The organism is Streptomyces sp. Y2F8-2 (genome assembly GCF_014905555.1).
In the GTDB taxonomy this organism is placed as follows: domain Bacteria; phylum Actinomycetota; class Actinomycetes; order Streptomycetales; family Streptomycetaceae; genus Streptomyces; species Streptomyces cynarae.
The window spans coordinates 204,220-228,623 of sequence record NZ_BNGS01000011.1 but is presented as its reverse complement, the minus strand read 5'-3'; the positions used below and the strand labels follow the sequence as shown (position 1 = coordinate 228,623).

Genomic DNA, 24,404 nt, shown 5'->3' with positions numbered 1-24,404 from the left:
ACTGCGGGAAACGCCAAGGCTGTCGGGGGTCGCCCGGACGGCCGAAACACGCTCGGTCAGCACCAGAGGTGATCTTGTCGACTGGCTGTGATGGCCTGGCGTGTCAACTTCCAGCCATCGCCGTGTCGTTCGACGAATCCAAGTGATCGGAGTTCGTACAGTCTCCCGACCGCGTCGTCCTGGGTCGTCTGCGCGCCGCGGGCGATCTCGGCCGCGGACGCGGTGCCGCGTGCGGGCAGGGCGGCCAGGATCCGTCGGGCGGCGGGTTCCAGCAGGTCGCGGGGCAGCACGGGGCCCCGTCGGTCCGGGGCCAGTTCGCCCATGTCGCCGACCAGTTCCACGACGTCGGCTGCGTCGGTGACGAGCAGGGCTTCGCCGCGCAGCAGTTCGTGCACGCCGGCCGAGAGTCCGCTGGTGACGGGTCCGGGGACGCCCATGACGAAGCGGCCGAGCCGTTCGGCGGCACGCGCGGTGACCAGGGAGCCGCTGCGGTGGGCGGCCTCGACGACGACGGTGCCGCGGGTGAGTGCGGCGATGACCCGATTGCGGACGAGGAACCGGCTCGGTGTCGGATGTTCCCCGGGCGGCAGTTCCCCCACGACCAGCCCCTGTTCCGCGATCCTGCCGATCAGCCGGCTGTGTCCGCGTGGGTAGGGCCGGTCGACGCCGCAGGCGAGGACGGCGACGGTGGCGCCGCCGGCCCCGAGGGCGCCCCGGTGGGCGGCGCCGTCGACGCCGTAGGCGCCCCCCGACACGACGACCCAGCCGCGTTCGGCGAGGTCGGCGGCGAGGGTGGCCGTGATGTGTGCGCCGTACTCGGTGCAGGCCCGTGCGCCGACGAGCGCGACGGACTTCAGGGCCCACATCCGCAGACTGGGGTGCCCTCGCACCCACAGCCCGATGGGGCGGGCGTCTCCGAGGTCGTCGAGCTGGGCCGGCCACTCGGCCGTCCCGGGGCACACGAACCTCATGCCGGCGTCTCGGGCGGCTGCCCAGTCCCGCTCCGGTTCGGCTCGTGCGGCGCGCGCGAGCAGTCCCGCCCACCGTTTGTCCGTGACCCCCGGCAGCCGCCTGCCGCCTTCGCGCAGTCGTCGGGCCAGCTCTTCGGGGCCGCGTTCCCGCAGCCAGCGGCCGGCCACCTCGTCTCCGGGTTCGATGATCCGGGTGAGGTAGATCCGGGCGAGGGATGCGGCGTCGAGGGTGCTGTCCTCGTTCACGCCGATGCTCCGATCGTCATCGGCACGCCCCGAGGAACGCCGGTGCGCAGTTGCAGGGCCAGGGCGACGTCCGTGGCGTTGGGCCGGTCGTGGCCCACGAGGTCGGCGATCGTCCAGGCCACGCGGAGCACGCGGTCGAGTCCCCGGGCGGTGAGCACGCCCCGTTCGAGGTTGCGCTCGGCTTCGTCCATGGCGCCGGGCGCGGCGTGCCAGCGGCTGCGCAGTTCGCGTCCCGGCACTTCGCTGTTGGTCCGCCAGGGGGTGTCCGCCAGGCGTGTCGCCGCTCGCTGCCTGGCGGCGTGGACCCGGTCGGCGACGGTCGCGGTGGTCTCGCCTCGGGCTCCGCGGTCGGTGAGTTCGGCCCGGGTGACGGGGTCGACCTCGACGCGCAGGTCGACCCGGTCGAGGAGGGGGCCGGAGAGCCGTGCCTGGTAGCGGCGGATCGCCGAGGATGGGCACTCGCAGTGGGTGTCGCGCCGGGAGAAGCGTCCGCAGGGGCAGGGGTTGGCGGCGAGCACCATGAGGAATTTCGCGGGGAACCGTACGACACCGGCGCTGCGGGCGATCACGACGTGCCCGGACTCCAGGGGTTGCCGCAGGGCGTCGAGGGCGTGGCTGCTGAATTCGGGGGTTTCGTCCAGGAAGAGGACCCCTCGGTGGGCGAGTGACACGGCGCCGGGCCGGGCGACGCCTGGGCCGCCTCCGACGAGGGCCTGCATGGTGGCCGAGTGGTGGGGGGCGCAGTAGGGGGCGGTGTCGATCAGGGGTTTGCCGGGTGGGAGCAGGCCGGCCACGGAGTGCACCGCCGTGACTTCCAGTGATTCCTGTCTGCTGAGTGTGGGCAGGATGGCGGGCAGCCGTTCGGCGAGCATGGTCTTGCCGGCGCCGGGCGGGCCTTCGAGGAAGAGGTGGTGGCCGCCGGCCGCGGCCACCTCGACCGCGGTGCGCGCCGAGTTCTGGCCCACGACGTCGGCGAGGTCGTGGCCGGTGTCGTGCTGTGCGGCGCCCACGCTGTGCATGCCGGTGGCGGCTCCGGTGCCCGGGACGCGCAGGCCGGCGAGGAGGGGATCGGGGCGGCCCTGCACGTCCGGCTCCTCGTCGGGTACGGGCTCGTCGGCGAGGACGGCGATCAGTTGCCGCAGGCTGCGGACGCCGAGTACGGACACGCCGGGTACCAGTGAGGCTTCGGCGGCGGCGCATTCCGGCACGACCACTTGTTCGTAACCCGCGTCCGCGGCGGCCAGGACCGCGGGCAGGATGCCGCGGACCGGCCGGACCCGTCCGTCCAGGCCGAGTTCGCCGATCATGACGATGTCGGCGAGCACCCTGGGGTCGATGCGTTCGGCGGCGCCGAGCACCGCGCAGGCGACGGCGAGGTCGAATCCGCTGCCGGCCTTGGGCACGGAGGCGGGGCTGAGTCCGACGGTGAGCTTTTTCTGGGGCCATTCGCCGCCCGAGTTGACCACGGCGGCCCGGACGCGGTCCCGGCTCTCCGTGAGGCTCTTGTCGGGCAGGCCGACAAGGGTGAATGCCGCGACGCCTGGTTCCAGGTCGGCCTGGACCTCGACGACCACGCCTTCGACGCCGACCAGTGCCACGGAGCATGTGCGTGCGAAGCCCATGTCAGGCCACCCCTCGCGCGTGCTGGACGGCGGGTGCGCCGCGCTGCGGGAGCAGGACGCCGATGAGGTCGATGCGGACGCCTCCCGGTGGGGCGCCGCCGTGGGCCTGGATCCAGCGTTCGGCGAGGTCGCGCAGCCGCTGCGCCTTCTGGGGGGTCACGGCGGCCATCGGGTGCTCGAAGGAGCCGCCCCTGCGGGTCTTCACCTCGCAGACGACCAGGACGTCGCCGTCCCTGGCCACGATGTCGATCTCGCCGCTTCTGCCGTCGCGCCAGTTGCGCTGCAGGATGGTCATTCCGGCGGCCGTGAGGCGCCGGGCGGCCACGTTTTCTCCGTACCGGCCGAGTGCGTTGCGTGCCTGGTGTGTGTTCATGTCGGCACCACCTCCGGCGCCAACCGTCACGCATCGGGCTCCACCGGATGGATCTTGGTGGACTACTCGGCGGTTGTGGAGAACTCCGTCACCCACACGGGTGCGTCACGGGCGTGTTGCTCAGCCGCCCGGCAACTCCAGGTCGCTCTTGTTCAGCTCCTCGATGTTCACGTCCTTGAATGTGAGGACGCGTACCTGCTTCACGAAGCGGGCGGGGCGGTACATGTCCCACACCCAGGCGTCCGCCATGGACACCTCGAAGAACACCTCGCCCTGGACCGAGTGCACCTGCATCTCGTAGTCGTTGGTGAGGTAGAAGCGCCGTTCGGTCTCGATCACGTATTTGAACAGACCGACGACATCGCGGTACTCCCGGTAGAGCTTGAGCTCCATCTCGGTCTCGTACTTCTCGAGGTCCTCGGCGCTCATGGCATGTTCCCCTTCAGCCGTGCGATCCCCCCATTGTGCGCCACTCCTGTGAGGCCCTAGACGATTTCCGTGTCCAGGGTCACAGGTTCGGCGGGAGGACCTTCGTCGAGCAGTGTGCGCAGCAGCTCGGCGAGTCTCTTCGGATACACCGTCTCATGTGCCGCGGCCAGTTCCCCGCACGTCCACCACCGTGCTCCCGCGACGCTGCGCTTTTCCAGTTCCGTGAGGTTCGGCGCGGCCGTGGCCGTCTGGGTCGTACGGGCCAGGTAGTACCACTCGTCCTGGTTCCAGCGGCGGCCCGCGAACGGGAACGAGCACCTGCGACGCCACAGTACGGGGCCCAGGTCGACCTGCGTGATACCGGTCTCCTCGGCCACTTCCCGCAGCGCGGCCTGCTCGCGCGTCTCGTCGCCCTCGACACCGCCGCCGGGGGTGAACCACCAGTCGTCCGCGGGGTCCTCCGGCTCGTGGCCGTGCAGCAGCAGGATGCGGTCGTCGGGGTCGAGCAGCACCACCCGGGCCACTTTGCGCGGCTCGTCGGCGCCCGGCTCGTCGGGCGAGGCGGGCGCGGGCGAGGTTGCCTCAGCGGGCACGGGCCGGCTCCGTCCGCACCGCGGTGCCGCGCCCCCGTCGCGCGAGCCCCGCGATCGGCCCGTAGGCCGCGCCTCCCAGTACCAGCACCGCTCCCGCCACGATCACGCCGAGGATCAGCCGCAGCGGCCCGGGCGACGAGAGGGCGCCCAGTGTCTCGAAGCCCGTCGGGCGGGCCAGCATGCCGTTCATCGGCCACACCACGGCGTCCACACGGGCGTCCACCGCGTTGCGCGGCACCGTGCCGTTGAAGGCCTCGGTGAGGTGGGCGGAGGAGTCCAGGGAGCCGCTGCGCTCGTCGCCGAGCACGAACAGCCGGTCCTTGGGGACCGTGATCGTGGGGATCGTCTTGTACTCGGCGGGCTCGCCCTTGGCGAGGTAGGACTCGTCGATCTGCTTGCCGTTGACGGTCAGCTTGCCGTCGGTGCAGCAGCCGACGGTGTCGCCGCCGACCGCCACGACCCGCTTGACCAGCGGCATGTTGCCCCAGGCCGTCTGGCGGAAGACGACGACGTCGCCGCGCTTGACGTCGGCGCCGTCGACGCGCTGTGCGAGGACCCGGTCACCGGCGGCGATGGTGGGCGACATGGAGTTGGTGGGCACGGTGTAGGGCCGGTAGACGATCGCGCCCCAGACGAACCCACCGAGGAAGAGCACACAGCCGAGGGCCACGGCCAGCCCCGACAGCCTGCTGCCGAGCCGTCCGCGGCCCTTGTCCGCACGACCAGTCCCGCTCATTCCCACAGCTCCCAGGTCGGAGAATCGATCCCGCGGCCACAGCCGGGCCGCGGAAGATCGGCGATCTGGGACGGCACCCTACCCGGCGGTACCGCTGCCGGAAACCCGCGGGTTTCCGTCGGTAAGGCGCGCGGTGAGGCGGCGCCTGCGCCACATCACCAGCGGCACGGCGCCGATCAGGCCGAGGGCGGAGGGGGCCACCGTGTTCAGGCCCTGGTCGAAGGTGTCCGGGATCGGCAGCGTGTCCCAGCGGGTGGGCGGCCAGGCGATCACGATGGCGCGGCCCACGACGTTCCCCGCCGGCACGAAGCCCCGGTACTTGTCCTGCTGGTGGTAGCGGGAGTCGAGCGAGTTCTGCCGGTGGTCGCCCATGACCCAGATTTTGCCCGGGGGAACCGTGACCTTGAACTGGCCGCCCTGGTCGTCGACGCTGCACGGGGTGTTGCCCGGGTAGACGTACGGCTCGTTGAGCGGCTTGCCGTTGACCAACAGCGGGCCGGTGTTCTTGCACTCGATGGTGTCGCCGGCGACGCCGATGACCCGCTTGATGAGGTCCTTCTCCTCGGCGGACGGCATCAGGCCGATCCAGCTCAGCGCCGTCTGCAGGGCGTTCGGCGTGCTGGTGGGCTCGCCCGCCAGCCAGTTGTCCGGGTCGTGGAAGACCACGACCTCGCCGCGCGAGGGCTTGGAGCCGAACCACGGGGTCAGCTTGTCGACGAGGACGCGGTCACCCTGCTGGAGGGTGTTCTGCATCGAGTCCGAGGGAATCGAGAACGCCTGCACCAGGAACGTCTTGATCAGCAGCGCGAGCACCAGCGCGATGCCGATGAGGAGCGGAAGTTCCTTCCAGAAGGAGCGCTGCTTCTTGGGGCCGCCGCCCTGTCCGCCGCTCTCCTGCGCGCCGTGCGCCGGGGAGTCACTCCCGGTGCCGACGTGCTCTTCCGCGGCCGGGGCAGCCGCCTCGTCGGGTCGCTCCGGCCTCTCCTCGGGACCCTCGTGTCCGGACCGTGCGCCGACCGCCAAATCCCCCACATCCACTCCTCACTCCGTACCGCCGCCGGCGCCCCTGTCGACGCAGGCCCACCACTCCCATAACGAGCGGGAGTTCCGCAGGGCTCGGGAGGGGGATCAATCCGTATCGATCCGCGGAGGCCACCCTATGCGACGGACCTGGTGCGCCGACCGCACCGCCCGGCACCGACGCGTAAGTGTCCGGCTCCTTCAATCGGGTCCAGTGCCCAATGGGCCAGGCGATAACCATGGCGCGGCCCACGACGGACTCCTCCGAGACAGTACCGCCGTACGGCTCGTTGCGGTGGTAGCGGGAGTCGGCCGAGTTGGCCCGGTGGTCGCCCATCACCCACAGACGGCCCGGTGGCACGGTCTCCGAGAACGAGAAGTCCGAAGGTTTGTTCCCCGGGTGAATGTACGGCTCATTCAGCGGCACGCCGTTGACCGTGACCCGCCCTTGCGTGTCGCAGCACTTGACGGTGTCTCCGCCGACCGCGACGACCCGTTTGATGAGGTCCTTGTCGTTGTCGGACGGCAGCAGGCCGATCCAGGTGAGCCCTTCCTTGACCTGCTTGACGACGATGGGGTCGTTCTTCTGGGGCGTCTTCTCGCCCGCGAGCCAGTCGCCGGGGTCCCGGAAGACGACGACGTCCCCGCGCTGCGGCTTGGAGCCGAACCACGGGGTCAGCTTGTCGACGAGGACGCGGTCGCCGATCTGGATCGTGTTCTCCATGGAGCCCGACGGGATGACGAACGCCTGCACGAGGAAGGTCTTCAAAACGAGCGCTATGAGGACGGCGACACCGACGAGGAGCGGTATCTCCTTGACGGCGGAACGCCTCCTCTTGCGCTTCACCTTGCGCTGGAGCTTGCGCCGCTCGGCACGGCTGCGTCCGGTGGGGGCCGAGCCGACGGCGCGTCGCGCGCCGGTGGGCAGCAGGTTCTGCGTGGCGGTGTCGGACGGCGCACCGCGCGGTTTGCCGCGGTTACCCATGCGCACCGCCCGCTGTCTGCGGCGGGTTCGTCTCCGGGACGCTCGCGCCGGGCGCGGGCACGCGCGCGTAGGCGCCGGGGCGGGTGATGTGCCTGAAGTGCGCGGAGGGCCAGATCACCCAGTCGGCCCGGCCGATCACCGCGCTGACGGGGACCATGCCGCCGCCCGGCGAGCCGAGGTGGTCCCGGGAGTCGCTGGAGTCCCTGCGGTGGTCGCCGAGGACGAAGAGCGCGCCCTCGGGCACGACGACGTCGAAGGGGACGTCGGACGGACTGTTGCCGGGGTACAGAAACGACGACTCGTCGACCGACCGGCCGTTCACCTCGAGCCTCCCCTCCTTGTCGCAGCAGACCACGTGGTCTCCCCCTACACCCACTACCCGTTTGACGTAGTCGGCGTTCCCGAAGTACCCGGTGCCGTCGAACACGACGACATCTCCCCGCTGCGGCTCGGATCCGAAACGGTACGCCAACTTATCTACGAGAACGCGGTCCCCGATCCTCAATCCGCGCTCCATGGAACCGCTCGGTATGTCGAACGGCTGCATCACAAACGTGCCGAGGGTGAGGAGGAACAGCAGGCAGACCAGCACGGTGAGGGTGATCCGGCCCCCGGGTAGCCAGTCGGCGACACGGGACCGCAACGCGAAGCGCGACCGCTCCTCCGGCCCCCTTGTGTCCGAGGTCTCCTCGGGCTGAGCGGGGTGGGAGGAGCGGTCGCGCTCCACGTGCTGTGCTTCGGTGTCCATCGGGGCCAGATGCTATCCGGCCCCCTTGTGAACTCCCTCAGGCGCTCAGTTCTCGCGCTTCTCCTTGATCTTCGCGGCCTTGCCGCGCAGGTCGCGCAGGTAGTACAGCTTGGCGCGACGGACGTCACCGCGGGTGACGAGCTCGATCTTCTCGACGATCGGGGTGTGCACCGGGAAGGTGCGCTCGACGCCGACGGAGAAGGAGACCTTGCGGACCGTGAAGGTCTCGCGCACGCCGGAGCCCTGGCGGCGGATCACGACGCCCTTGAACTGCTGCACACGGGAGCGGTTGCCCTCGATGACGCGGACGTGGACGTTGACGGTGTCACCGGGACGGAAGGCCGGGATGTCGGAGCGCAGCGACGCGGCGTCGACGGTGTCGAGCAGGTGAGACATTTCGTCTGCTTTCTTCGCCGATGCCACAGGTCATCGGCGGTACGTAGTTTTTTCGGCAAGAGAGTGGTGGCCGTCGTCGGGGCGGGCGTCGTGTCCCCCTGTGGCAGGGGCGCACGCCGGACGGCGGGCAACAGCGCACTATTCTTCCATGCCGTCCGGCCTGCGCCAAAATCGGCCGTGGGGCTTGCCCTCCGGGTCCGGCGTCCAGCCCAGGATGGAGAGCATCTCGCGGTCCTTCTTGTCGAAGGCGGCGGGCTCGCAGCGCTCGATCAGGTCGGGCCGGTTGGCCGTCGTGCGCTTCAGGGCCTCGTCTCGGCGCCAGCGGGCGATCTTCCCGTGATGGCCGCTGAGCAGCACGTCGGGGATGCCCCGGCCGCGCCAGGCGGGTGGCTTGGTGTAGACGGGGCCTTCGAGGAGGTTGGCCATCGCGCCGGGGGCGAAGGAGTCGTCCCGGTGGGACTCGGCGTTGCCGAGGACACCGGGCAGGAGCCGGGCCACCGCCTCGGTGATGACGAGGACGGCCGCCTCACCGCCGGCGAGGACGTAGTCCCCGATGGACACCTCGTACACCGGCATCCGGGTGGCGTACTCGTCGACGACGCGGCGGTCGATGCCCTCGTAGCGGGCGGGGGTGAAGACCAGCCACGGGCGCTCGGAGAGTTCGACGGCGAGCTTCTGGGTGAAGGGGCGGCCGCTGGGGGTCGGCACGATCAGCGCGGGCTCGTGGGAGCCGGTCTCGTAGCCGTCGGCGAATATCTCGTCCAGGGCCTCGCCCCAGGGCTCGGTCTTCATCACCATGCCGGGGCCGCCGCCGTACGGCGTGTCGTCGACGGTGTTGTGCCGGTCGTACGTCCAGGACCGCAGGTCGTGCACATGGACGTCGAGCTGTCCACGCGCGCGTGCCTTGCCCACGAGGGAGACGTTCAGCGGTTCCAGGTACTCGGGGAAGATCGTGACGACGTCGAGTCTCATGCGCCCTCGTCCCTCGACGAGACGATCTCGGCGCGGTCGTCGATCAGCCCGGGCGGGGGGTCGATGACGGCCCGCTGCTGCTCGAGGTCGATCCGAGTGACGATCTCCTGCACGAAGGGGATCATCACCTCGGTCCCGTCCGGGCGCTCGACGACGAACAGGTCCTGTGTGGGCAGGTGCGAGATCTCGGTGATGCGGCCGACCTCGACACCGTCCTCGGTCACCACGTCCAGGTCGATGAGCTGGTGGTCGTAGTACTCGTCCTCGCCCTCGGGCAGCTCGTCGGGGTCGACCTCGGCGATCAGCAGGGTGTTGCGCAGCGCCTCGGCGGCGTTGCGGTCCCTCACCCCCTCGAAGCGGAGGAGCAGGCGGCCGCTGTGCACCCGGCCCGTCTCGATGGTCAGCGGTCCGGCCGAGGCGGGGTCGGTGGCCAGTACGGCGCCGGGGGCGAGCCTGAGTTCGGGCTCATCGGTACGGACCTCCACGGTGACCTCGCCCCTGATCCCGTGGGCGCGGCCGATCCGTGCGACTACCAGCTGCACTGTGCTTGATCTCCTGTCATACGACTACGGGCCGGGGACGGCCCAGTGGCCCTCCCCGGCCCGAGCCGGTGCTGCGTTGGTTCAGCGAACGTGGTCCACGTCGACGAGGTCGACCCGGACGCCGCGGCCGCCGATGGCGCCCACGACGGTGCGCAGAGCACGTGCGGTGCGGCCGTTGCGGCCGATCACCTTGCCGAGGTCGTCGGGGTGGACCCGCACCTCGAGCACACGCCCGCGACGCAGGGTGCGCGAGGCCACCTGCACATCGTCAGGGTTGTCGACGATGCCCTTCACGAGGTGCTCGAGAGCCTCCTCGAGCATGCTCAGGCCTCGGTCGACTCAGACGCAGAGGACTCGGCCGGGGCCTCGTCCTTCTTCTCGGCCTTCTTCTTCTGGGTGATCGCCTCGCCCTTGCCCTCGTCCTCGCCGCTGATGGCCTCGAACGACGGACGCGCGGCCTTGGTCTCCGGCTGCAGCAGCGGCGCCGGGGCGGGCTCGCCCTTGAACTTCTGCCAGTCGCCGGTCTTCTTGAGGATGGCGAGCACGGGCTCGGTCGGCTGAGCGCCGACGGAGAGCCAGTACGCCGCACGCTCGGCGTCGACCTCGATCACCGACGGGTTGTACGTCGGGTGGTACTTGCCGATCTCCTCGATCGCCCGGCCGTCACGGCGGGTGCGGGAGTCGGCGACGACGATGCGGTAGTGAGGCGAACGGATCTTGCCCAGACGCTTCAGCTTGATCTTGACTGCCACGGGAGTGGGTTCTCCTGGATTTGACGTGGTTGGGCACGGCGAAGTGGCCGCGTGGGGTTGCGGTACCCGAGTGCCCGATGGACGCGTCAGCCGGAGGAGAGAGGGGTCCTGTGCGGCTGTCGAGTACAGCTAGCCATTGTGCCATACCCTGCGGGTCGCTTCTGGCCGAGGGGGCGGTGTGCACGGGTGCGGACATGCCGAAGAGGCACCCGGCGCCGGGGTCCCCCGGGCGTTGGTCACGCCACCCGGCGCTCACGGATGCCTGAGCAAGCGAGGTACGGCCGCCACGAGCAGCCGTCGGCTCAGCTTGCCGCCGCTCCCACCGGCTCGGGGATGCGGAAGGGTTTTCCGCAGCCGCCGCACACGATCGGGGCCTGGGCCAGGACCGAGGGGACCACACGGACGTTGCGGCCGCAGTCGCAGACCGCCTTGACGCGGACGCCGCCTCCGGAGGAGCCGTGGCGGGCGGCCGGGCCCCGGAACGTGCGGGCCGTGTCGGCGGCCGTCGCCTGCGAGTGGGCCTTGAGCGCGCGCTGGAGCCGCTCGATCGTCGGGCGGTAGCGCCGCTTCGCCTCGGGGTTGAGCGTGACCAGGGAGAAGCCGCTGCTCGGGTGCGGCTCCTCGGGGTGGTCCAGGCCCAGCTCCTCGGCGATCGCGAGGAATCTGCGGTTGTGGTAGCGGCCGGCACGGGAGGTGTCGCGCACTCCGCGCGCGGCGGCGATGCCGTGGACTGCTTCATGGAGCAGTCGCTCGAAGGAGAGTTCGTGCCCGCAGGCGGACGACGACTCTCCGATCAGTGACTCGGGCGCGGCAAGATCGGGCAGCTCGGGGTGGTACCGCTGAATGTCGGCCCACGCCTGCGCCAGCTCTGCGGCGAGAACAGGTGGTGTCGTGCTCACGTAATGACAACGAGCCTGAGGCCCCCCGTGTTCCTATTCCGGGGCATCCCAAATAATTTGCACGTACCAGTCAGTTGCCGCTGATGCGTCCTGACGAGGGCGGGTGCGCCGAACTGCGGAGAAGCCGCACAGCTCATCCCAAGGTGGTGCGTAGCGACGCCTACGGCCCGGCGCGTAGAGGAACTCCGCACGCCGGGGCTGCTGTGGTCCTCGGATACGCAAGAGGCGTTTCGGCCGCTCTCGGCCCACCGTCCGCTGTCTCAGTAAGCGCGCGCAACGACGGCGACGTTACCGGGTGCGTCGTCGGCGTCGGGAACCGACCCGTCCTCGGCGACCAGACACCGTACGGTCACCGCGTGCTCGGCCAGCCCGGCCTCGCCGTCCTCGCCGAGCACGGCCCACGGGATGCGCGCCCAGCATCCCGCGGCGGCCGCCTCGACGGCCTCCTCGATCGTGGACACGTCCGCCGTGCGGGACTCCCGGCGCTCCCGCGACTGCTCCAGCAGCAGCGCCTGGTCCTCCTCGAGGATCCCGGGCAGCATCCCGGCGAGCGCGTCGACCGGGATCGGCTCCTTGCCTCCGGGGATCCGGCGGACCAGCATCGCGGTGCCGTTCTCCAGGTCACGCGGCCCGATCTCGACGCGTACGGGCACGCCCTTGAGCTCCCAGTCGACGGCGCGGCGGCCGAAGGGGGTGTCGGTGCGGTCGTCCACGTGGACGCGGAGGCCCGCCGCCCTCAGCCGGTCGCCGGTCTCGCGGACCGTGGCCAGAACCGTCTCATCGCCCTTGATCGCGAGCACGACCACCTGGACCGGGGCGAGGCGTGGCGGGACTCGCAGACCGTCGTCGTCGCCGTGCGTCATCACCAGGGCGCCGATCATGCGGGTGGTGGAGCCCCAGGAGGTCTGCCAGACGAGTTCCTGTCTGCCGTCCTTCGCCAGGTACCGCGTGTGGAACGCCCTGGCGAAGTTCTGGCCCAGCTCGTGGCTGGTGACCATCTGCAGGGCCTTGCCGTCCCCCATCATGCTTTCGAGGGTGAGGGTGTTGATCGCGCCGGCGAAGCGCTCCCTGGCCGTCTTGCGGCCGGACACGAAGTCCGTCGCGAGGGCGTTGCGCAGAAAGTCCCCGTAGACGTCGCGGTGGATACGGGCCGCGAAGTCCCGGGCCTCCTCGTAGGTGGCGTGCGCCGTGTGGCCCTCCTGCCACAGGAACTCGGAGGTGCGCAGGAAGAGCCGCGGCCTGAGTTCCCAACGCACCACGTTGGCCCACTGGTTGATCAGGAGCGGAAGGTCGCGGTAGCTCTGGATCCACTTGGAGAAGTACTCGTTGATGATGGTCTCGGAGGTGGGCCGGACGACCGCCGGCTCCTCCAGTTCCTTGCCGCCGCCGTGCGTGACCACGGCGAGTTCGGGCGCGAAGCCCTCGACGTGTTCGGCCTCCCTCGTCAGATACGACTGGGGGATCAGCAGCGGGAAGTAGGCGTTCTGAGTGCCCGTCTCCTTGATGCGGGCGTCCATCTCCTGCTGCATCCGCTCCCACAGCCCGTACCCGTACGGTCGGATCACCATGGTGCCGCGCACCGGCCCGTTGTCCGCCAGTTCGGCCTTGTTCACGATGTCCTGGTACCAACGGGGAAAATCCTCCGCCCGGGGCGTGAGGACGGGCGCCTTTGCCATGGCGCGATGGTACGGGGGCACGCGTGTGCCCGGTGCATCATTTTTCGCCCGGGGGCGGACCAGGGGCGCGCGGACGGCGCACACCGAGTACCCCACGACCCCTGGACGCCACGACGGGCGCGGAGTTTCCTGGCATACGGAGGCCATACGGGGGCCACGGGGGCCGAGTGCGAGGGCACGTCACGGGGGACGGCATCGTCAGACAGCGGCAACTCACGGCGGATTGGGGCGCTTTCGATGACACCTACGCCCGTGCGGCAGCACCTTTCCCACGCGGGCGCGGTTCCTCGCGTGGACCGGGGTGCACGCGCGCGTGACTGGGCGGAGATTCAGGAGCGGATGCTGGTGCCGCTCTACGAGGCCGTCTACGAGCGGCTGGAAGTGGGTTCCGGGACGCGGCTGCTGGGGCTCGGATGCGGTACGGGGCTGGCGCTGCTGATGGCCGCGTCCCGGGGCGCATCGGTCACCGGCGTGGACTGCGGGGCGTGCGAACGACTGGCGCTCGCGCGCGAGCGGCTGGGGCCCGCGCCGTGGGGCACGCGCGCGTGTGCCGGTGCCCGGATCGTGGAGGGCTCGCCACGGGACGCGGCGCCCGCAGCCGATGAGCCGGCATACAACCTGGTGACCGCGTTCGAGCCGATCGGCTGTGCGGCCGGTGACGCCGAGACCCTTGAGGAGCAGCTGGTGGCCGCGGCGCCGTTCACGGAGCGCGGGACGCCGGTGGTGCTCGCCGGATGGGGTCCGCCGGAACGGTGCAGCACCGCGTCCGTCCTGCGTGTCGCCGCCAAACTGGCCGATCCGGAACGTGGCGGGGGCGGTTGGCGGCCGGCCCGGCGCGACGATCTGGAGGAGGCCGCGCAGCGCTGCGGGCTCAGGCCGGACGGGTCGGGGCGGGTCGCCTGCCCCTTCGGATACGCCGACATGGACAGCGCGCTGCGGGGGATGCTGTCGACGGGGTTGTTCGACGCGGCCATCGACACGACGGACCAGGAGCAGGTCGACAAGGAACTGGCGGAGGCGCTGCATCCGCACCGGCGTGCGGACGGCACGGTGTGGATGCCGAACGTCTTCCGCTACCTGATCGCACGCATCCCCTAGACGACGCGCCGGGGGCGCCCCTCCTCAGAGGGGCGCCCCCGGCGTCGTACGAGTCGAACGAGTCGTACGCGTCGAACGCGGGTCAGCCCATGAACTTCTTGAACTCGTCCGGCAGCTCGAACTCCTGACCGCTCTGCTGCGGCAGGCCGAAGGCGCCCCCGCCCTGCGCCGCGGCGGCGCGGCGAGCGGCCTCCTCCTGTTCCTGCTGCTTGCGCTTCATCGGGTTGCCGGAGCGCTGCTTGCCCTTGGCCTTCTTCTGCTGCTTCTTGGCACGGCCGGGGCCGCCGCCCATGCCCGGGATCCCCGGCATGCCGGGCATGCCGCCGCCCTGGGCCATGCGGGACATCATCTTGCGGGCCTCGAAGAACCGCTCGACGAGGTTCTTCACCGCGCTGACCTCGACACCGGAACCCTTGGCGATACGGGCGCGGCGCGAGCCGTTGATGATCGTCGGGTCCTGGCGCTCGCCCGGGGTCATCGACTTGATGATCGCGGCGGTGCGGTCGACGTCGCGCTCGTCGATGCTGTTGATCTGGTCCTTGATCTGGCCCATGCCCGGCAGCATCCCGAGCAGCTTGGAGATGGAGCCCATCTTCCTGACCTGCTCCATCTGGGCCAGGAAGTCGTCCAGGGTGAAGTCCTGGCCCTTCTTGGACGCCAGCTTCGAGGCCATCTTCTCGGCCTCTTCCTGGCTGAACGTCTTCTCCGCCTGCTCGATCAGGGTGAGCAGGTCACCCATGTCGAGGATGCGGGAGGCCATCCGGTCCGGGTGGAAGGCGTCGAAGTCGTCGAGCTTCTCGCCGTTCGACGCGAACATGATCGGCTTGCCGGTGATCTGGCGGATCGACAGGGCCGCACCACCGCGGGCGTCACCGTCGAGCTTGGAGAGCACCACACCGTCGAAGCCGACGCCGTCACGGAAGGCCTCCGCGGTGTTCACGGCGTCCTGGCCGATCATGGCGTCGACGACGAACAGGATCTCGTCGGGCGAGACCGCGTCCCGGATGTCCGCGGCCTGCTGCATCATCTCCTGGTCGATGCCGAGGCGGCCCGCGGTGTCCACGATCACGATGTCGTGGACCTTCTGCTTCGCGTGGTCGATGGAGTCCTTGGCGACCTTGACCGGGTCGCCGACGCCGTTGCCCGGCTCCGGTGCGTAGACGGCGACGCCGGCGCGCTCGGCGACGACGCTGAGCTGGTTGACCGCGTTCGGGCGCTGGAGGTCGGCGGCGACCAGGAGCGGGGAGTGCCCCTGCTCCTTGAGCCACTTGCCGAGCTTGCCCGCGAGCGTGGTCTTACCGGCGCCCTGCAGACCCGCGAGCATGATCACGGTCGGGGGCTGCTTGGCGAAGCGCAGGCGGCGGGTCTCGCCACCGAGGATGGTGACCAGCTCGTCGTTGACGATCTTGAGGACCTGCTGGGCGGGGTTCAGCGCCCGGGAGACCTCGGCACCGAGGGCGCGCTCCTTGACGTTCTTGATGAAGGAGCGGACCACGGGCAGGGCCACGTCGGCTTCGAGGAGCGCGATGCGGATCTCACGCGCCGTGGCGTCGATGTCCGCCTCGGAGAGCCTGCCTTTTCCGCGGAGGCTTTTGAAAGTCGCGCTAAGGCGGTCGGAGAGGGTGTCGAACACGGCGGCGTCGGTCCTCGGGGTCGGGGTCGTCTTGGGCTGCCCTCCAGGGTATCCGGCCGCGCGGGGAAAACGTCCCCGCCCGCCGACCTCACCCCCGCAGCGTCCCCTCCAGGGCCCGTGCCACCGACACCGCGTCCTCCGCCGGCAACGGCGCGCCCGTGCCCGTCGTCACATAGAAGGCGTCCACGGCGTTGGCGCCCAGCGTGGAGACGTGGGCGCTGCGCACCCGCACCCCCGCCTTCTCCAGTGCCCGCCCGATCCGGAACAGCAGCCCCGGTGCGTCCTGGGCGCGGACCTCGATCACCGTCGCGTGGCGGGAGGCCGCGGGGGCGACCGTCACGCGCGGCGGCGGGGGCACCACGCCCCGGCGGCGCGGGTAGGCCGCGTCGCGCTCCGCCAGGCGGGCCGAGATGTCCAGGGAACCGTCCAGGGCGCGTACGAGGTCGGCGCGCAGCCGGGCCGCCTGGGGCAGGGAGCCGTACTCCGCAGCGACCCGCCAGTCGAGCAGCAGCACCGAGCCGTCCATGCCGTCCGGCAGGTCCTGGGCGCGCAGCTCGGCGGTGCGGACGGTGAGGCGGTGCATGGCGAGCACCCCGGACACGGCGGGCAGCACGCCCGGCTGGTCCGGCACGGCGATGAGGAGTTCCACACCGAGGGGTTCCGGTTCGCCGGACGGCTCCTCGGCGGGCGGCTCGGTCTGTGCGCGCAGTGCCAGGACCGGGCCGCCGGTGCGGTACGCCTCGACCGCGAGCCGTTCCTGCTCGGCGGTGGGCGCGGCGGCCTCGGGGTCGGCGGGCTCGTCGCCGGCCAGTACCGCGGAGACCCGTTTCACCAGGTCGGTCACGAGCGCGCTGCGCCAGGTCGACCATGCCGCGGGTCCGGTGGCGAGCGCGTCCGCCTCGGTGAGGGCGTGGAGCAGCTCCAGGGTGCTCTGGGAGCCGACGGCCTCGGCGACGGAACTGACGGTGGCCGGGTCCTCCAGGTCGCGCCGGGTCGCGGTCTCGACGAGGAGCAGGTGGTGGCGTACGAGGGTGGCGAGGACGGCGACGTCGTCGCGGTCGAAGCCGATGCGTCCGGCCACGTCACGCGCGATGGTCTCGCCGGCGAGGGAGTGGTCGCCGGGCCAGCCCTTGCCGATGTCGTGCAGGAGCGCGGCGACCAGGAGGAGGTCGGGGCGGCCCACGCGGCGGGTCAGCTCGGAGGCGCGCACGGCCGTCTCGATCAGGTGCCGGTCCACGGTCCACAGGTGCACGGCGTTGCGCTGCGGGCGGCAGCGCACCCGCTCCCAGTCGGGCAGCAGGCGGGTGATCAGGCCCTCGGCTTCCAGGGCCTCCCAGACCTCGACGGTCGGGCGGCCGGAGCCCAGCAGGGTGACGAGCTGCTCGCGCGCCTCGGCGGGCCAGGGCGTGGGCAGGGGGCGCGCGGAGCCGGCCATGCGCCGCACGGCGTGCAGGGAGAGCGGGAGGCCCGCCTGGGCGGCGGCAGCGGCGGCGCGCAGCGGGAGCACGGGGTCGCGTTCGGGGCGCGCGGCGCGCGCGAGGACGACTTCGCCGTCCTGCTCCACCACGCCCTCGGCCAGGGGGGACCGCTCGGCGACCGGCTTGCCGCCGCCCAGCATGGCGCGCAGCCTCGGCCGTACGGCGCGCGAACGCAGCACACGCCCCACTTCACGCCACGTGACGTCGCTCGCATACGAAATGACGCGCGCCGCCTCGTACACCTGCCGCAGCAGCGTGTCGGCGTCCAGCAGGCCCAGCTCGGCGGCGACCTGGTCCTGCTCCTGCAGTGCCAGCCGGTCGGTGGCGCGTCCGGTGGCCAGATGCAGCGCGTCGCGTACGTCGAGGAGCCTGCGCCGGGCGTCGGCGAGACCCTCGCGCGGGGCGTCCGCGAGCCAGGAGGCGGCGACCGCCCGCAGGGCCGTGGCGTCGCGCAGCCCGCCCCGGGCCTCCTTGAGGTCCGGTTCCAGCAGGTACTGCAACTCGCCCTGCCGCTCGGCCCGCTCGGCGCACAGCTGCTGGAGTTCGGGGAGACGTTTCGGCGCCTGGTTGCGCCAGTCGGCCAGCACGGCCGTCCGCAGGCCCGCGGTGAGCCCGAGGTCGCCCGCCAGGTGCCGGGCGTCCAGCAGGCCGAGCTGCACCTTGAGGTCCTCACCGGCGGTCTTGCGGGCCTCCGCCGGGGTGCGCACGGAGTGGTCGAGGGCCAGACCGAGGTCCCACACGGGGTACCAGATGCGATCGGCGAGGGCGGCGACCGCCTTGCTGTCGCTCCCGTCGTGCAGCAGGAGCAGGTCGAGATCGCTGCGCGGGGACAGCTCGCCGCGGCCGTACCCGCCGACGGCGACCAGGGACACACCGCGCACTCCCTCGGCGCCCGCGGCGAACAGCTCCGCGAGCCAGGCGTCCGTCAGGTCGGACAGGGCGGCACGGCGCGGCGGCCCGGACTGCGCCCCCTCCGTGAGGAGGCGCAGCCGGGCCGCCGCGTAGCCGCTGGGTCCCGAGCCCTCTGCTTCCGTACGTGCGTCCGTACTCGTCACCCAGCGACTCCTGTTCCGTGCGTGTCTAGAGCGCGTCGGGTCCGCGCTCGCCGGTCCGGACCCGTACGGCCGTCTCGACCGGGATGGACCAGACCTTGCCGTCACCGATCTTGCCGGTGCGGGCCGCCTTGACGATGACCTCGATGAGCTGTTCGGCGTCGTCGTCCTCGGCCAGCACCTCGATACGGATCTTGGGTACCAGGTCGACCGTGTACTCGGCGCCGCGGTAGACCTCGGTGTGTCCCCGCTGCCGACCGTAGCCGCTCGCTTCCGTGACCGTCAGTCCGTGGACCCCGAAGGCCTGGAGGGCCTCCTTGATCTCGTCGAGCCGGTGCGGCTTGACGACGGCGGTGATGAGCCTCATGCGTCCACCTTCCTGGTCTCCGTGGCGGCCAGGGCCGAGGCGACGGTCCCGGCGACACCGCCACCCGCGCCGCTGAAGTCGTATGCGGTCTCGGCGTGCTCGGCCTGGTCGATGCCCGAGACCTCCTCGTCCTCGGTGACCCGCATGCCGATGGTCTTGTCGAGGAGGAAGGCGAGGACCGCGGAGACGACCAGGGAGTAGGCGAGCACCGCGCCGACACCGGCGCACTGCTTCCACAGCTGGGTGAAGCTGTGGTCCCCGTAGAAGACGCCCGTGGCGGTGGACTGGCCCTTGCCGGTGGCGAAGAAGCCGATCAGCAGGGAGCCGATGATGCCGCCGACCATGTGGACGCCGACGACGTCGAGGGAGTCGTCGTAGCCGAACTTGAACTTCAGGCCCACGGCCGCGGCGCAGGCGACACCGGCGATGGCGCCGACGGCGATCGCGCCGAGCGGGGAGACCGCACCGCCGGACGGGGTGATCGCGACCAGACCGGCGACCGCGCCGGAGGCGGCTCCCAGCGTGGTGAACGCGCCGTGGCGGATCTTCTCGTAGGCGAGCCAGGCCAGCATGGCGGCGGCCGTCGCGACCTGCGTGTTGACGAACATCAGCGCGCCGACGCCGTCGTCGTTGCCGAGCCAGGAGCCCGCGTTGAAGCCGAACCAGCCGAACCACAGCAGACCCGCGCCGAGCATGACCAGCGGAAGGCTGTGCGGACGCATCGGGTCCCTCTTGAAGCCGACGCGCTTGCCGATGACGAGGATCACGCCGAGCGCCGCCGCACCGGCGTTGATGTGGACCGCGGTGCCACCGGCGAAGTCGATCACACCGAGCTTGAAGGCCCAGCCGTCGGAGCCCCAGACCCAGTGGGCGACCGGGACGTAGACGATCGTGAGCCACAGCGCGATGAACAGCGACCAGGCCGAGAACTTCACGCGGTCCGCGAGGGCGCCGCTTATCAGGGCCGGCGTGATGATCGCGAACATCATCTGGAAGACCATGAACACGAAGATCGGGATCGTGTAGCCGGGCCAGAGCTCGGTCAGGCCGATCTTGTGGAGGCCGAACCAGTCGGAGTCCCAGCCGATGAAACTGTTGTTCGTGCCGAAGGCAAGGGAGAAGCCGTAGAGCACCCACAGAATGGTGATGATGCCCATGCTGATGAAGCTCATCATCAGCATGTTGAGGGTGCTCTTGACGCGGACCATGCCTCCGTAGAAGAAGGCCAGGCCCGGGGTCATGATCAGCACCAGGGCTGAAGCGATGAGCATGAAACCTGTGTTGGCGGACGACAGCTTGGGTGCGTCCGCCGCAAGCGTGATGGCGGCTGGTGCCATCGGCGTCTCCTCGTCGGTTGGTACGGCCCCGTGCGGGCGAAGCCGGAGAGCGGTCCGGTCATGAGGGCGTGGGGGTTATGGGCCACGAGATTGACGCAGCGCCGTTTCGGTCGAAGCCCCTCGATGTTTCACCGCAGTGACGAAGGCGCCCGGCGTGTTACGCGTTGATGAACTGCCGGATGCCGGTCACGCTGATCGTTATCGTGGCGCAACCTTCAGATGGTGGGCAGCACGGCCATCGGCCGAATCACACAGCAACCATCAATTGAGCAACCCCCACGGCGAGCAACCACGTCCGCGAGAGCGGCGCCGGCTTAGGCGCAAAAAGGTGTCCGGCCGCGGCGGCCATCCGATGACCTGGCATGGGGGGAGCCGAGTCGGGCGGTTCGGGATGGCGGCCGCGGCCGGAGTCCCAGGGGCCTTCTGGCCCTGGGAGCCTGGGGCTCGGGGAGGATTCAGACCGCTTCGGCGGTCTCGGGCAGATGGGTGGCGAGGTGGTCGGTGAGTTCGACGATCTCCGTGAGATCACCGAAATCGCGTACAGCCGTGTCGACGGTTTTTCGAATACGAGTGTTGACACGTTCCGAGCGCACTTTTTTGGCGACCTCCAGGGCCCGCTTGGTGAGCACCGCGCTCTGCTCGGGTTCGCGCTGGAGAAGATGCACGGTGGCCATGCCGATCAGGTTGAGCGCGTACGACCGCTGATGCTCGCTGTCCTCGGCGAACCGGTCGACGGCATTCCGCATCAGGGGCTCGGCGAGGGAGGCGTAGGTGGGGCTGCGGCCCGCCACATAGGCGAGGTCACGGAAGGAGTGGGAGTTCTCCGCGTACAGCTCGGCCTCGGAGAAGAAGCGGATCCAGTCGGGGTCCGGCTCGTCCCAGTCCTCGGCGTCGGCGAAGGTGTCCTCGGCCATCCGGACGGCACGCTTGCACCTGCCGGGCTGTCCCATGTTGGCGTAGGCGCGGGCCTCCATCGCATACAGCATCGCCTGGGTGCGCGGGCTCGCGCAGTCACGGCTGCCGTACTGGGCGAGGTGGATGAGTTCCAGGGCGTCCTCGGGCCGGCCCAGGTGGATCATCTGGCGGCTCATGCTGGAGAGGATGTACGAGCCGAGCGGCTTGTCGCCCGCCTCCTTGGCGGCGTGCAGGGCGAGCACGAAGTACTTCTGGGCGGTGGGCTGCAGCCCGACGTCGTAGCTCATCCAGCCGGCCAGTTCGGCCAGCTCGGCGGCGACCTTGAACAGGCGCTTGGCGGTGGCCTCGGGCTGCGGCTCCTGCAGCAGGTCGGTCACCTCGTGCAGCTGGCCGACGACCGCCTTGCGGCGCAGTCCGCCGCCGCACTGGGCGTCCCACTTGCGGAACATCACCGTGGTGGTCTCGAGGAGGTCCAGCTCGGGCTGGGAGAGCCGGCCGCGGGCGCGCCCGGACGGCTGCGGGGGCGCGGTGCCCTCGCGCGGGGAGGCGGGGCTCGGCACCAGCCAGCGCTGCACGGGCTCGATGAGGGACGGGCCCGCGGACAGGGCCAGCGAGGTTCCGAGGAAGCCGCGCCGCGCCAGCATCAGGTCGCTGCGCGAGAACTCGCTGATCATGGCCACGGTCTGCGGGCCCGTCCAGGGCAGGTCGATCCCGGACACGGAGGGTGACTGGTGGGCGGGGCGCAGTCCGAGGTCCTCGACGGCGACGACACAGCCGAAGCGCTCGGAGAACAGCTCCGACAGGATCCGCGGGATCGGCTCGCGCGGGTTCTCCCCGTCGAGCCAGCGGCGCACCCGGGAGGTGTCCGTGGAGATGTGGTTCGCGCCCAACTGGCGCGCCCGGCGGTTCACTTGACGCGCCAGCTCGCCCTTGGACCAGCCGCTGCGCACGAACCACGAGGCGAGCAGCTCATTGGGGCGCTTGTCAGCGTTCGTTGCGCTTCCGTCACTGCCGCCCACTGGAACGCCCCCATCCCTCAGACCACTTGTCGCTGTGCGCGCCAAGCACTACCAGAATGCCGGTGCCCACGGTCCCGCGTCCGGCGGTTCTCACCCCTCGGACGGGAACCGACTTGCCTCCGGCATACCCACGAGTGCATGAGTCCCCAGGAACCGTGCACTCAAAGTAGTCCTACGATCACCCGTCCAGCCATGGCGTACACAGAAACGCCACCATTCGCCACCCCTTCGAATGAACCAAGGGCAGGCTCCGCACGATTCACTTGACACATGACAGCCGGAATCGGGTGGAGGCGTGCACTCACCGGCGCGCACGGACCGCGCACCACCCCGGGATGCAACCGGGCGCTGCCCGGAGCCCCGCAGAGACGACCGACGGGCCGGAACTCAGAGTCACATTCCGCTTTCATGGCGTAACCACCGGCGCGCTGGACCCGTTGGAGGGGGCATGGGCTTCACGATCGGCGGCACGCGGGGCATCCGCGACATCCGCTCCGGTGCTCGGCGCCGGGGCCGCTCGTCGGAGTGCACGGCCGTGGCCGAGTACACGGGACTGTGGGGCTGGGACGTGGTGCCCGGCGCACGGGCGGTCGCCGGGCAGTGCTCCTGCGGCAAAGCGGACTGCGGCGCGCCCGGCGCGCACCCGCTGGACTTCGCGCCCGTCGTGGGCGCCGGCGCGACGCTCGGAGAGGTGACCGAGACCTGGGCCGAGGTGCCGGGCGCCGCGGTGATGCTGCCGGTGGGCCGGGCGTTCGACGTGATCGAGGTCGCCGAGTCGGCCGGGCGGCGCGCCCTGGTCAGGCTGGAGCGCATGGGCCTGCCGCTCGGCCCGGTGGCGGCGACGCCGGAGGGTCGCGCGCACTTCTTCGTCGCCCCCGGGTCAGCCGCGGAGCTGCCGGACCTGCTGTACCGGATGGCGTGGGACGACACCGCCCTCGACCTGCACGCCCTGGGCCCCGGCGCGTACATCACGGCCCCGCCCTCCGACCGCGGCGGCCTCGGCCCGGTCCGCTGGCTCCGCTCCCCCGCCCTGGACTCCGCGACGAGCCCCCCGGCGGCGCGCCTGCTGATCGGCACGCTGGCGTATGTGGCGCATCGCTCACCCGTGTAGGCCGGCCGGTTCGAGAAGGCCGGCTCCCCCGATGCGGAAGGGCCCCGTTCCAGCTGCACCATGGAACGGGGCCCTTCCTTCCTACGGTCACGCACGCACCGCGTGCGTCGGCGTGCTCAGTCCCCGATAAGCGCATCCACGAACGCTTCCGGCTCGAACGGCGCCAGGTCGTCGGCACCCTCGCCGAGGCCGACCAGCTTCACCGGTACGCCCAGCTCCCGCTGGACCGCCACCACGATGCCGCCCTTGGCCGTGCCGTCGAGCTTGGTCAGCACGATGCCGGTGATGTCCACGACCTCGGCGAAGACACGGGCCTGGACGAGACCGTTCTGCCCGGTCGTGGCGTCCAGGACGAGCAGCACCTCGTCGAGCGGGGCGTGCTTCTCCACGACGCGCTTGACCTTGCCGAGCTCGTCCATGAGGCCGGTCTTGGTGTGCAGGCGGCCGGCGGTGTCGATGAGCACGACGTCGTAGCCCATCTCCTTGCCCTCCTTCACCGCGTCGAAGGCCACGGAGGCCGGGTCGCCGCCCTCCGGCCCGCGCACGGTGTAGGCGCCGACCCGCTCGCCCCAGGTCTGCAGCTGGTCGGCGGCGGCGGCACGGAAGGTGTCGGCGGCGCCGAGGACGACGGTGCGGCCGTCGGCCACCAGGACCCGGGCCAGCTTGCCGGTGGTGGTGGTCTTGCCGGTGCCGTTGACGCCCACGACCATCACGATGCCGGGCTTGCTGGACTCCGGCTCGGTGCGGACCGTGCGGTCCATGTCGGTGCCGACCAGCGTGAGCAGCTCCTCGCGCAGCAGACTGCGCAGCTCCTGGGGCGTGCGGGTGCCGAGCACCTTCACACGCTCGCGCAGCCGCTCGACCAGCTCCTGGGTGGGCTGCACGCCGACGTCGGCGGTGAGCAGCGTGTCCTCGATCTCCTCCCAGGTCTCGTCGTCGAGGTGTTCCCGGGACAGGAGGGTGAGGAGCCCCTTGCCGAGCGCGTTCTGCGAACGGGACAGACGGGCGCGCAGGCGGACCAGACGGCCGGCGGTGGGCTCGGGGATCTCGATCGGGGGCGCCTCGACGACGGGCGGCTCCTCGACGGCGACGGGAGCCCCACCGCCCGGAAGATCCACCTCCTCTATCGTCCGGCGTTCCTCGTCGCGCGGCGTCTCGGCCTCGTCGCCGACGTGCGGCTCGGCCGGAGGGGCGGTGAGGTCGGGCGTCGTCGGGGGCGGCGGGGGCAGCGGCTTCCGGCGCCGGCTGCCGACGATGAGCCCGCCGAGCGCGCCGAGCACGACCACGGCGATGACTACAGCAAGGATGACGGTTTCCATAACGCGTCCAGTATGCGCGACCGGGCACCGCCCCGTTCGGCGGCGGCTCCGGGGCTGCACACCCTGGTTGTCTGACGACCCGTCAGTTACTCTCCTCCCCGCACACCCGCCCGGC

The 24,404-nt window shown here is 70.9% G+C and carries 24 protein-coding genes; 2 read left to right on the top strand and 22 right to left on the bottom strand.

Annotation, left to right across the window (positions count from 1 at the left end):
- Positions 1 to 56: 56 nt before the first annotated feature.
- From dprA to proS, 16 genes are all read right to left on the bottom strand, one after another.
- Positions 57 to 1,217: a DNA-processing protein DprA gene (gene dprA / locus SY2F82_RS31850; protein ID WP_200422627.1), complete on the bottom strand. Its 1,161-nt coding sequence runs from the start codon at positions 1,215 to 1,217 to the stop codon at positions 57 to 59.
- Positions 1,214 to 2,839: a YifB family Mg chelatase-like AAA ATPase gene (locus tag SY2F82_RS31845; protein ID WP_200422626.1), complete on the bottom strand. Its 1,626-nt coding sequence runs from the start codon at positions 2,837 to 2,839 to the stop codon at positions 1,214 to 1,216. Before SY2F82_RS31845 ends, dprA begins: the two co-directional genes overlap by 4 nt.
- Position 2,840: 1 nt before the next feature.
- Positions 2,841 to 3,242 carry a YraN family protein gene (locus SY2F82_RS31840; RefSeq protein WP_200422625.1) on the bottom strand — a complete coding sequence of 134 codons (402 nt, stop codon included), beginning with the start codon at positions 3,240 to 3,242 and terminating at the stop codon, positions 2,841 to 2,843.
- 90 nt (positions 3,243 to 3,332) lie between these two features.
- Positions 3,333 to 3,641, bottom strand: coding sequence for a DUF2469 domain-containing protein (locus SY2F82_RS31835; protein ID WP_003965949.1), 309 nt, complete (start codon positions 3,639 to 3,641; stop codon positions 3,333 to 3,335).
- Positions 3,642 to 3,697: 56 nt separating this feature from the next.
- The gene (locus tag SY2F82_RS31830) at positions 3,698 to 4,234 is read right to left on the bottom strand and encodes an NUDIX hydrolase (protein ID WP_200422624.1); all 537 of its coding nucleotides are present in this window, start codon (positions 4,232 to 4,234) and stop codon (positions 3,698 to 3,700) included.
- Positions 4,224 to 4,970, bottom strand: a complete 747-nt coding sequence (gene lepB / locus SY2F82_RS31825; RefSeq protein ID WP_200422623.1) for a signal peptidase I — start codon at positions 4,968 to 4,970, stop codon at positions 4,224 to 4,226. The genes SY2F82_RS31830 and lepB (SY2F82_RS31825) overlap by 11 nt, the downstream gene beginning before the upstream one ends.
- A 78-nt stretch (positions 4,971 to 5,048) precedes the next feature.
- On the bottom strand, positions 5,049 to 6,002 hold the full coding sequence (gene lepB / locus SY2F82_RS31820) for a signal peptidase I (RefSeq protein ID WP_200422622.1): 954 nt from the start codon (positions 6,000 to 6,002) through the stop codon (positions 5,049 to 5,051).
- Positions 5,887 to 6,975: a signal peptidase I gene (gene lepB, locus SY2F82_RS31815; protein WP_200422738.1), complete on the bottom strand. Its 1,089-nt coding sequence runs from the start codon at positions 6,973 to 6,975 to the stop codon at positions 5,887 to 5,889. The genes lepB (SY2F82_RS31820) and lepB (SY2F82_RS31815) overlap by 116 nt, the downstream gene beginning before the upstream one ends.
- Positions 6,968 to 7,723, bottom strand: coding sequence for a signal peptidase I (lepB, locus tag SY2F82_RS31810; protein ID WP_200422621.1), 756 nt, complete (start codon positions 7,721 to 7,723; stop codon positions 6,968 to 6,970). Before lepB (SY2F82_RS31810) ends, lepB (SY2F82_RS31815) begins: the two co-directional genes overlap by 8 nt.
- A gap of 45 nt (positions 7,724 to 7,768) precedes the next feature.
- Entirely contained in the window at positions 7,769 to 8,119 is a 351-nt protein-coding gene (gene rplS, locus SY2F82_RS31805; RefSeq protein ID WP_200422620.1) for a 50S ribosomal protein L19, read from the bottom strand.
- A 138-nt stretch (positions 8,120 to 8,257) separates the two neighbouring features.
- Positions 8,258 to 9,091, bottom strand: a complete 834-nt coding sequence (trmD, locus tag SY2F82_RS31800; RefSeq protein WP_200422619.1) for a tRNA (guanosine(37)-N1)-methyltransferase TrmD — start codon at positions 9,089 to 9,091, stop codon at positions 8,258 to 8,260.
- Positions 9,088 to 9,633: a ribosome maturation factor RimM gene (gene rimM / locus SY2F82_RS31795; protein WP_200422618.1), complete on the bottom strand. Its 546-nt coding sequence runs from the start codon at positions 9,631 to 9,633 to the stop codon at positions 9,088 to 9,090. Before rimM ends, trmD begins: the two co-directional genes overlap by 4 nt.
- Before the next feature lie 81 nt (positions 9,634 to 9,714).
- Positions 9,715 to 9,954 (bottom strand): RNA-binding protein, encoded by a 240-nt coding sequence (locus SY2F82_RS31790; RefSeq protein WP_007384965.1) that lies wholly within the window; start codon positions 9,952 to 9,954, stop codon positions 9,715 to 9,717.
- A gap of 2 nt (positions 9,955 to 9,956) precedes the next feature.
- Positions 9,957 to 10,385 carry a 30S ribosomal protein S16 gene (gene rpsP / locus SY2F82_RS31785; RefSeq protein WP_200422617.1) on the bottom strand — a complete coding sequence of 143 codons (429 nt, stop codon included), beginning with the start codon at positions 10,383 to 10,385 and terminating at the stop codon, positions 9,957 to 9,959.
- Positions 10,386 to 10,687: 302 nt separating this feature from the next.
- Positions 10,688 to 11,284 (bottom strand): hypothetical protein, encoded by a 597-nt coding sequence (locus SY2F82_RS31780; RefSeq protein ID WP_200422616.1) that lies wholly within the window; start codon positions 11,282 to 11,284, stop codon positions 10,688 to 10,690.
- A 260-nt stretch (positions 11,285 to 11,544) separates the two neighbouring features.
- On the bottom strand, positions 11,545 to 12,960 hold the full coding sequence (gene proS, locus SY2F82_RS31775) for a proline--tRNA ligase (RefSeq protein ID WP_200422615.1): 1,416 nt from the start codon (positions 12,958 to 12,960) through the stop codon (positions 11,545 to 11,547).
- A 237-nt stretch (positions 12,961 to 13,197) separates the two neighbouring features.
- Here proS and SY2F82_RS31770 point away from each other — a divergent pair, with 237 nt between their 5' ends.
- Positions 13,198 to 14,058 carry an SAM-dependent methyltransferase gene (locus SY2F82_RS31770; protein ID WP_200422614.1) on the top strand — a complete coding sequence of 287 codons (861 nt, stop codon included), beginning with the start codon at positions 13,198 to 13,200 and terminating at the stop codon, positions 14,056 to 14,058.
- Between the two features lie 82 nt (positions 14,059 to 14,140).
- Here SY2F82_RS31770 and ffh read toward each other — a convergent pair whose 3' ends face one another.
- The 5 genes from ffh to SY2F82_RS31745 form a co-directional block, all read right to left on the bottom strand.
- Positions 14,141 to 15,691, bottom strand: a complete 1,551-nt coding sequence (gene ffh / locus SY2F82_RS31765) for a signal recognition particle protein (protein ID WP_200422613.1) — start codon at positions 15,689 to 15,691, stop codon at positions 14,141 to 14,143.
- Positions 15,692 to 15,779: 88 nt separating this feature from the next.
- Positions 15,780 to 18,224 (bottom strand): [protein-PII] uridylyltransferase, encoded by a 2,445-nt coding sequence (locus SY2F82_RS31760; RefSeq protein ID WP_200422612.1) that lies wholly within the window; start codon positions 18,222 to 18,224, stop codon positions 15,780 to 15,782.
- Positions 18,225 to 18,249: 25 nt separating this feature from the next.
- Positions 18,250 to 18,588 (bottom strand): P-II family nitrogen regulator, encoded by a 339-nt coding sequence (locus SY2F82_RS31755; protein WP_103839971.1) that lies wholly within the window; start codon positions 18,586 to 18,588, stop codon positions 18,250 to 18,252.
- Entirely contained in the window at positions 18,585 to 19,925 is a 1,341-nt protein-coding gene (locus SY2F82_RS31750) for an ammonium transporter (RefSeq protein WP_200422611.1), read from the bottom strand. The genes SY2F82_RS31755 and SY2F82_RS31750 overlap by 4 nt, the downstream gene beginning before the upstream one ends.
- Before the next feature lie 455 nt (positions 19,926 to 20,380).
- Complete coding sequence (locus tag SY2F82_RS31745; protein WP_200422610.1) at positions 20,381 to 21,859, bottom strand: hypothetical protein; 1,479 nt, start codon at positions 21,857 to 21,859, stop codon at positions 20,381 to 20,383.
- Positions 21,860 to 22,307: 448 nt separating this feature from the next.
- Here SY2F82_RS31745 and SY2F82_RS31740 point away from each other — a divergent pair, with 448 nt between their 5' ends.
- Positions 22,308 to 22,970: a bifunctional DNA primase/polymerase gene (locus SY2F82_RS31740; protein WP_200422609.1), complete on the top strand. Its 663-nt coding sequence runs from the start codon at positions 22,308 to 22,310 to the stop codon at positions 22,968 to 22,970.
- A gap of 116 nt (positions 22,971 to 23,086) precedes the next feature.
- Here the strand turns inward: SY2F82_RS31740 and ftsY are convergent, their stop codons facing one another.
- Positions 23,087 to 24,289, bottom strand: coding sequence for a signal recognition particle-docking protein FtsY (gene ftsY / locus SY2F82_RS31735; RefSeq protein ID WP_200422608.1), 1,203 nt, complete (start codon positions 24,287 to 24,289; stop codon positions 23,087 to 23,089).
- Positions 24,290 to 24,404 lie beyond the last annotated feature (115 nt).